At 57.4% G+C, this 6,489-nt stretch carries 6 protein-coding genes; 2 read left to right on the top strand and 4 right to left on the bottom strand.

Annotation, left to right across the window (positions count from 1 at the left end):
• Positions 1-481 precede the first annotated feature (481 nt).
• Positions 482-1,402 carry a 1,4-dihydroxy-2-naphthoate octaprenyltransferase gene (menA, locus tag ACZM8Y_RS17410; RefSeq protein WP_479859434.1) on the top strand — a complete coding sequence of 307 codons (921 nt, stop codon included), beginning with the start codon at positions 482-484 and terminating at the stop codon, positions 1,400-1,402.
• Positions 1,399-2,034 (top strand): CPBP family intramembrane glutamic endopeptidase, encoded by a 636-nt coding sequence (locus ACZM8Y_RS17405; protein ID WP_479859433.1) that lies wholly within the window; start codon positions 1,399-1,401, stop codon positions 2,032-2,034. The genes menA and ACZM8Y_RS17405 overlap by 4 nt, the downstream gene beginning before the upstream one ends.
• A gap of 69 nt (positions 2,035-2,103) precedes the next feature.
• On the opposite strand, the gene ACZM8Y_RS17400 is transcribed toward ACZM8Y_RS17405, so the two are convergent.
• The 4 genes from ACZM8Y_RS17400 to ACZM8Y_RS17385 all read right to left on the bottom strand — a co-directional run bounded on the left by ACZM8Y_RS17400 (position 2,104) and on the right by ACZM8Y_RS17385 (position 5,496).
• The gene (locus ACZM8Y_RS17400; protein ID WP_302553627.1) at positions 2,104-2,901 is read right to left on the bottom strand and encodes a sulfite exporter TauE/SafE family protein; all 798 of its coding nucleotides are present in this window, start codon (positions 2,899-2,901) and stop codon (positions 2,104-2,106) included.
• Position 2,902: 1 nt separating this feature from the next.
• Positions 2,903-3,613: a FadR/GntR family transcriptional regulator gene (locus ACZM8Y_RS17395; protein ID WP_302553625.1), complete on the bottom strand. Its 711-nt coding sequence runs from the start codon at positions 3,611-3,613 to the stop codon at positions 2,903-2,905.
• Positions 3,614-4,087: 474 nt separating this feature from the next.
• On the bottom strand, positions 4,088-5,188 hold the full coding sequence (locus ACZM8Y_RS17390) for a hypothetical protein (RefSeq protein ID WP_482334493.1): 1,101 nt from the start codon (positions 5,186-5,188) through the stop codon (positions 4,088-4,090).
• Positions 5,185-5,496 carry a helix-turn-helix transcriptional regulator gene (locus tag ACZM8Y_RS17385; protein ID WP_479859431.1) on the bottom strand — a complete coding sequence of 104 codons (312 nt, stop codon included), beginning with the start codon at positions 5,494-5,496 and terminating at the stop codon, positions 5,185-5,187. The genes ACZM8Y_RS17390 and ACZM8Y_RS17385 overlap by 4 nt, the downstream gene beginning before the upstream one ends.
• Positions 5,497-6,489: the final 993 nt, after the last annotated feature.

Raw genomic sequence — 6,489 nt, 5'->3', positions numbered from 1 at the left:
GCCCATTTTTCGTCTGAAATATCGTGTCTGCTCATGCCAGACATCAAAACAACAGAAAGACGAAAAGTCGAGAACTTATTTAGAGACAGCTCCTAGGGCACGGCCAAGGAAAATGGGATATATCCTGTGTGGCCTCAAAACGGTTGTATGCAGGGCTGGCAGAAGCTGGCCGAGGCGCGCGGGGATGCCCAAGGAGAGGCCCCAAAACGGGGCTGTGCGGAAGGCGTGAACGGTGCAACGCCCCTTTCCCAAGACAGCCGGGATGTGCGGGAGGAAGGGCGCGGAAGGAAAGGCGCGGGAGGTTCCGGCGGCCTTTCCTTCACGGCAAAAAAGGTGGCAAAACAAGGCGAAACGTGTATACTGCGGCGGCATTCTGCAATAACAGGAAGAAGATAGAATGAATGGCGCGGCCCCAAAAGCTGGGGCAGCCCCGCCCCGCCGTCTTGTTTTGGGGCGGCTCATCGTCCATCAGGAGAGTTTCATGAAGAAGTGGCTTTTGGCGACGCGGCCTTGGTCGTTCACCGCGTCTGTGATCCCCCTGACGCTTGGGGCGGCTCTGGCGTGGGCTTCGGATGCCGCCCATGCCGGGCTGTTCCTGCTCACGCTTCTGGGCGGCGTCGCGATTCAGACGGGCACGAATATGCTGAACATCTACGGCGACTACCTAAGCGGCGTGGATACCGAAGCTTCCGCCCACGGCGAATCGCCCATCCTCCTCGGCCTCATCAGCCCCGAAGCCATGCGGCGGGGCGGCCTCATCGCCTTGTGCGTGGCCTTTGCCGTGGGCATCGTACTGGGGTTCGCCTGCGGCTGGCCGATCCTCGCCTTCGGCCTTGTGGGCATTGCGGGCGGCTACGGCTACACTAGCGGCTTCTGGCCTTACAAATACCACGCCTGCGGCCCGGTGATGGTGTTCCTGCTCATGGGGCCGCTTATGGCGCTTCCCGCCTACTACATTCAGGGGGGCTCCCTCGACTGGCGGCCCTTCCTCGCCTCCCTGCCCATTGCGTGCCTCGTCACCAGCATCATGCACGCCAACGACATCCGCGACATCGCGCACGACCGCGAGGCCGGGATCACGACCCTCGCCATGCTGTTGGGCCGCAGGAAAGCCTTGTGCCTGTACGCTGCCCTGTGCGTAGGCGCATACGGCTTCCTGTTGCCCCTCGCCGCATTCGGCGTCGTGCCGCCGTCCGGCCTATTGCCTTTCGTGCTTGCGCCGGGCCTGTGGCGCACGCTGCGGACGCTCGGAACCCGGCCCTTTCCCGAAGCCGAGCTTGTATCGCTGGACGGCGTATCCGCGAGGCACCATTTCCTGTTCGGGCTGCTGCTCATCGCCGGGATACTGCTGCCGCGCGGCCTTGAGCTGGCGCAGGGCCTGATCAAGGAGCTGTCCGCATGACGCCGCGCATCCCCACGGCGGGGCAGGTGTGCGGCACGCTGGCGCTGGCCGCTTTCTTCTGGTGGGTGAATTTCGGCCTGCACTGGGTCAATTTCTGGATCGGCATGGGCACGGCGGCCTCGGTGCTGGCCCTGCTTTCGTTTTGGTTCGCGGGCGTTCCCGTTAAACGGGCGGAGTGGGCAGGGCGGGCCGTGCTCATCGGCCTCGTTTCGGCGGCGCTCCTCTATGCGTTTTTTGCGCTCGGCAATACGCTTTCCGGCTGGCTGTTCCGCTTTGCGCCGCATCAGGTATCGGCCATCTACGACATCCGCCATGAAGGTTCGCCGCTCGTCATGGCGCTGGTGCTGCTGTTCATCACCAGCCCCGCCGAAGAGGTTTTCTGGCGCGGCTTCATCCAGCGCTGGTTCATGCACCGTTTCGGCGGCAAGGCCGGATGGCTCCTTGCGGTGTGCGTGTACGCGGGCGTCCACGTTTTCTCAGGGAACTTCATGCTGGTCATGGCCGCATTGACGGCGGGGCTGTTCTGGGGCTGGCTCTATTGGAAAACCGGCAGCCTCGTCCCCTGCATCCTTTCCCACGCCTTCTGGACGGTCGCCGTGTTCATCCTCTGGCCCCTGACGCCGGGCGTCTGAGGGGCCGGAAAAGGAAGGGCGCCGCTCATAAAAAAGGCGGGTGTCCCCCGCCTTTTTGGTGCCGTCCGCCTATAGCGCCTTGAGCAGCATCCTGATGCCCACGATGATGAGCAGGAGGGCGAAGCATTTCTTGAGCTTGGGCACGGGAAGGGTCTGGGCGAGGCGCGCGCCCAGCGGGGCGGTGAACATGCTGACGATGACGATGCCGAACAGCCCCGGAAGGTAAATGTAGCCGAAGGAATAGGGAGGCAGGTTCGCGGCGTTCCAGCCGTTCACGATGTAGCCGAAGCACCCGGCAAGGGCGATGGGGAAGCCGATGGCCGCCGAGGTGCCGATGGCCTTGCGCATGTCCAGGTTGTTCCAGAGCAGGAAGGGCACGGAGAGCGTGCCGCCGCCGATCCCCACGAGGCTCGACACCACGCCGATGATCCCGCCCGCGGCGCTCATGCCCGCGAAGCCGGGCAGGTGGCGGGACGGCTTGGGCTTTTTGCCGCTGAGCATCTGGGTGACCACGAAGAAGAGGAAGGCCACGAAAAAGAGCTGGAGGAACCGCGCCGGGACGTGGGAAGCCAGGAACGACCCGCAGAACGTGCCGATCAGGATGCCGGGGGTGATGTTCCGCACGGCGTCCCACCGGACGCCCTTGTTGCGGCTGTGGGCCAGGGAGCTGGAAACCGACGTGAACATGATGCTGCCCATCGACGTCCCAAGGGCCATGAGCATGAGCACGTCCGGCGGGAAGTTTTGCCAGCCGAAGGCGAAGACGAGCATGGGCACGATGACGATGCCCCCGCCCACGCCGAGAAGCCCCGCCAGAACGCCCGCGATGGCTCCGAGCAAACAGTAAACAACCAGTGAAATCAGCATGTCAGTCCCTCACGGTAGCGAAAAGGTGTTTGTGGATGACCGTATCGATATGCTCTTCGAGGGCCTTGCGGCTGTCTTCCGGGGATCGCCGCTCAAGCGCGTCGATGATGCGCAGGTGGGAGGAAACCGAGAACTGTCGCCACGGCGTGTCCCGCAGCTCCGGGGTGCGCCCCTTGGCGTAGATGCGGTTCAGCCGGGCGACGGTGTCTATAAGCAGTTTGTTGCCCGTGCATTCGGCGAGGGCAAGGTGGAACTTGGCGTCGAGATCGCCGTCGCTCTCGCCGACGAGCAGGCGGCGCTGCTGATCGCAGGCGATGATCTTGAGGCGGTCAAGCTGTTCGGAGGTATGGCGCACGGCGGCGATTTCCGCAATGCCCGGCTCCACGATGCGGCGGTATTCCGTCACCTCGTCGAACATCAGGCCTTCGGAATCCACGGCTTCAAGGATGGCCTCCTTGAGCGGCTCCATGTCGGGCACGCGGACATACGTCCCGTCCCCTTGCCTGCTTTCGAGGAGCCCCTTTGCGGCAAGGGCGCGGATGGCCTCGCGCACGCTGCTGCGGGAAACGCCGAACGACTCGGCAAGGGCGCGTTCCGGGGGCAGTTTGTCCCCGTCGCGGAAATGGCCTTCCGCCATGAATTGCCGGAGGCGTTCCGTGAGCTTCTGATAGCTCCGGTGCGGGCGGCCGGAGAGAGGATCTGTCTTGGTCATGATGGTTCCTTATTGAATTGGTAAGACCAATACGACCATTGGACGATTCTGTCAACCTTAATCAAACCACTCAAACCATTTAAGGAGCTATCCAGCGGCATACCTTTGGCATACCTTAAACGGGGGGCCACAGGAAATGGCCTGAGCTTTTCTTCTTGAAGTTCCAAACGGATAGCCACAAAATGCCTCAGACGTGGAGCCCGCCAACGGGAAAAGTGAAAAAGCTCTGTTTCTCTCTTAGTCATATATTGCCAATAGAAAGAGATAAATAATTATTAAATTCAACATATTATCGTAAATATTTTTATCCTGAAAATCTATTTTGGATAAGCATTTTGCCTTCTTTCGCTGTATCATCTAACATACTAATATAAATAGTGAAGATGAAAGAAAATACATAAAGACCAGGTTCGAGAGCGTCTTCTTCCGTCAGTTCGCCAAACGCGATCCGCACACTGGAGAGTATGACAAAATCTACTGCTTCTGATACGCAGACCACAAGGGTAAGGGGCACTGGAAAACTGTCGGCAGGCACAGCAAGGGCATCCGTCCGGCTGCGGTCAGAAAGGAGCGGGTAAAGTTGAGTTCACTGGCGTCAACCCCATTAAGCGGGATAAAGTCACCATCGGGGACTTGGTGGATGCCTATCTTGAATGGGGCAAGAGCGAAGGGAAATACGTTGACCAGCATTACAGTCAATATAACGCCCGTCCCAAGAACATAATTCTCGCTCTGCCCGTTGTCGAGCTGCCCCCGAATTTGCTTTCCAGCCTCAAGGCGCAGCTCCTGAAGACGCCCACCAGGAATACAAAGCCCAAAAAAGCCGCAGGAAAGTCCAACACCAAGACGCGGAAACGGAAAACTCTGGCCGAACAGACCGTGAACAACATCTTTTCGTTCATGCGTTCCGCCATAAATCGTGCTGTCGCCACCGGCATGTGGAGCGGAGTCAACCCGTTGTCCACCAAGGGCGGTACTTGGAAAATGGTCAAAACCAACAATGAAAGACTGCGTTTCCTGACACGGGAAGAAGCCAAGGCCCTTCTGGACGACCTTGAAAAGCGGCATCCGCAGTTGCATGACATGGCCCTGCTTTCCCTGCGAACCGGACTCCGGCCCACAGAAATTTTCAAGCTGCGCGGACAGGATGTGGATGCCAACGCCTGCGGCTTCTATGTCATCAGAAAGGAGGCAAATGGGTTTTCGTCGAGTACTGGAGGATATGAGTAGGATGTTCCTGACGTACAAGCGCAACCCTGCGGAACTCATCTTCCAGCAGCCCCTTAAGAAAACAGCGTTCACCAAGACCCCGCTTGCTTCCAGACTGCCGTCAGAAAGCTCAATCTGGCCCCGAAGGATGGTGATAGTCTGTACGCCGTCACCCTGCATACCATGAGACATACCTTCGCATCCTGGCTGGCTCAGTCCGGTAAAGTCACGCTTATGGAGCTGCAAAAGCTCATGCGCCATAAGAACATCACAATGACGATGGGATACGCTCACCTTTTCCCTGGGCAGGAAAACGAAAAGCTCTCGATTATAGGGGATATACTGGCGGCCTGAGAAATCCATCATTTTGATTCCGAAGTTTGGATACGTCCAGAGGCAATATACTCTTCCAGTACAGCGCGTTCATAGAAGACGCGCCTGCCAAAGCTCGTATATGCCGGGCCAATACCTTCCTGACGCCAGTAGGCGAGAGTCTTTTGGCGAATGCCGAACTCTCTTTCCACATCTTTGGGAGCAAGCAGTTTTTGGTTCGGGTTGTCAGAAGTATTTCGGGTATTCTCATAACCATAACCGGCGAGTCGCACGGCTTCCGTAATAAGGGGAAACAGTTCTTCCGGTGTGGAAATAATGATGGTACGTCCGTCAGTTTCCATGAAAGCTCCTTGAGACTGTTACTCAGTGTATGTCCCGTAATACCTTGCGACTAATTCCAGCATGGAATTACACCCGTTTGCCATAAGCATTTTTTCTCTGTAGCGTCGGACGCCGCTTCGGGTGCTTTTCAAGCAGCGGGCAATTCTTGTGGTGTTTACCCCACCGAGAGACAGGCGGAAGACTTTCGCTCCACGGGGTGTGAGTTTTATGGGGTGCCTGGGATAGGCCAGCTTCTCCCCGATACAACGCATGATTTCTATAGTGGTATGCACGGAAAACTTTTTGCGGATGCGAGAAAGATACAGGTGTATGGGCTTGCGCGATGTATGCAGTTCACGTGCAATTTTTTGGTGTTGTACCTTTCATCAGCAGATTGACAACCTCTTGTTCTTTCTTGGTCAGTAGCTTCAATATAACTTATCATCACTAATGGCTAAACAGATTCAAAAGGGATTGAATCTTGTGGCGCATGAAGAAATCAGGCCGGGCAGTGGCCAAATTATATGCTTTTCAAGTTTTCGTGAAAAATAATATAAATCAGTAAGATATGCTGTTAATGCAGCTAAACGGGTGGGTAAGTGTAAAGAGTCGAAAAGTCCCGAAGGATGTTCGCATTTCATCTGAGCTGATGTCCGATAAAACCGTATTTACGCGCGCATTGTGTGGAGGGAAAGAGTAGGCTATAAGGCGAACCGCACGGTTGCTTCTTTTCACTGACTGCCTGCGCTTGGCGCGGCGCAAGCCGGAAAAGGAGCACGGCCATGAGACGTTTAGTCATGGTCTCGCTTATCGCTCTGGCTGTGGTACTGTTGCTGGCGTCTGACGCCAGATAGCAGAATGCCCCGGCCCATTGTGACGCGATGGGCCGGGGCTATGAAAAATAAAACTTCAGGCAACCGTGCGGGGCGCTGTAACACGCCGTGCCAGCCTCAGTGCTTGTTGACGCAAGAATCGGGGCCCTATTTTATAGGAGCCCCCCAACAGGCCTAGCA

It is taken from the genome of Bilophila sp. (assembly GCF_057864385.1).
This window is presented reverse-complemented; position numbering and strand designations above follow the sequence as displayed.

Bases quoted from the DNA above. Each gene is read 5' to 3' on its own strand.
- menA (WP_479859434.1), top strand. From the start codon at position 482: ATGAAGAAGTGGCTTTTGGCGACGCGGCCTTGGTCGTTCACCGCGTCT.
- ACZM8Y_RS17405 (WP_479859433.1), top strand. From the start codon at position 1,399: ATGACGCCGCGCATCCCCACGGCGGGGCAGGTGTGCGGCACGCTGGCG.
- ACZM8Y_RS17400 (WP_302553627.1), bottom strand. From the start codon at position 2,901: ATGCTGATTTCACTGGTTGTTTACTGTTTGCTCGGAGCCATCGCGGGC.
- ACZM8Y_RS17395 (WP_302553625.1), bottom strand. From the start codon at position 3,613: ATGACCAAGACAGATCCTCTCTCCGGCCGCCCGCACCGGAGCTATCAG.
- ACZM8Y_RS17390 (WP_482334493.1), bottom strand. From the start codon at position 5,188: ATGATGGATTTCTCAGGCCGCCAGTATATCCCCTATAATCGAGAGCTT.
- ACZM8Y_RS17385 (WP_479859431.1), bottom strand. From the start codon at position 5,496: ATGGAAACTGACGGACGTACCATCATTATTTCCACACCGGAAGAACTG.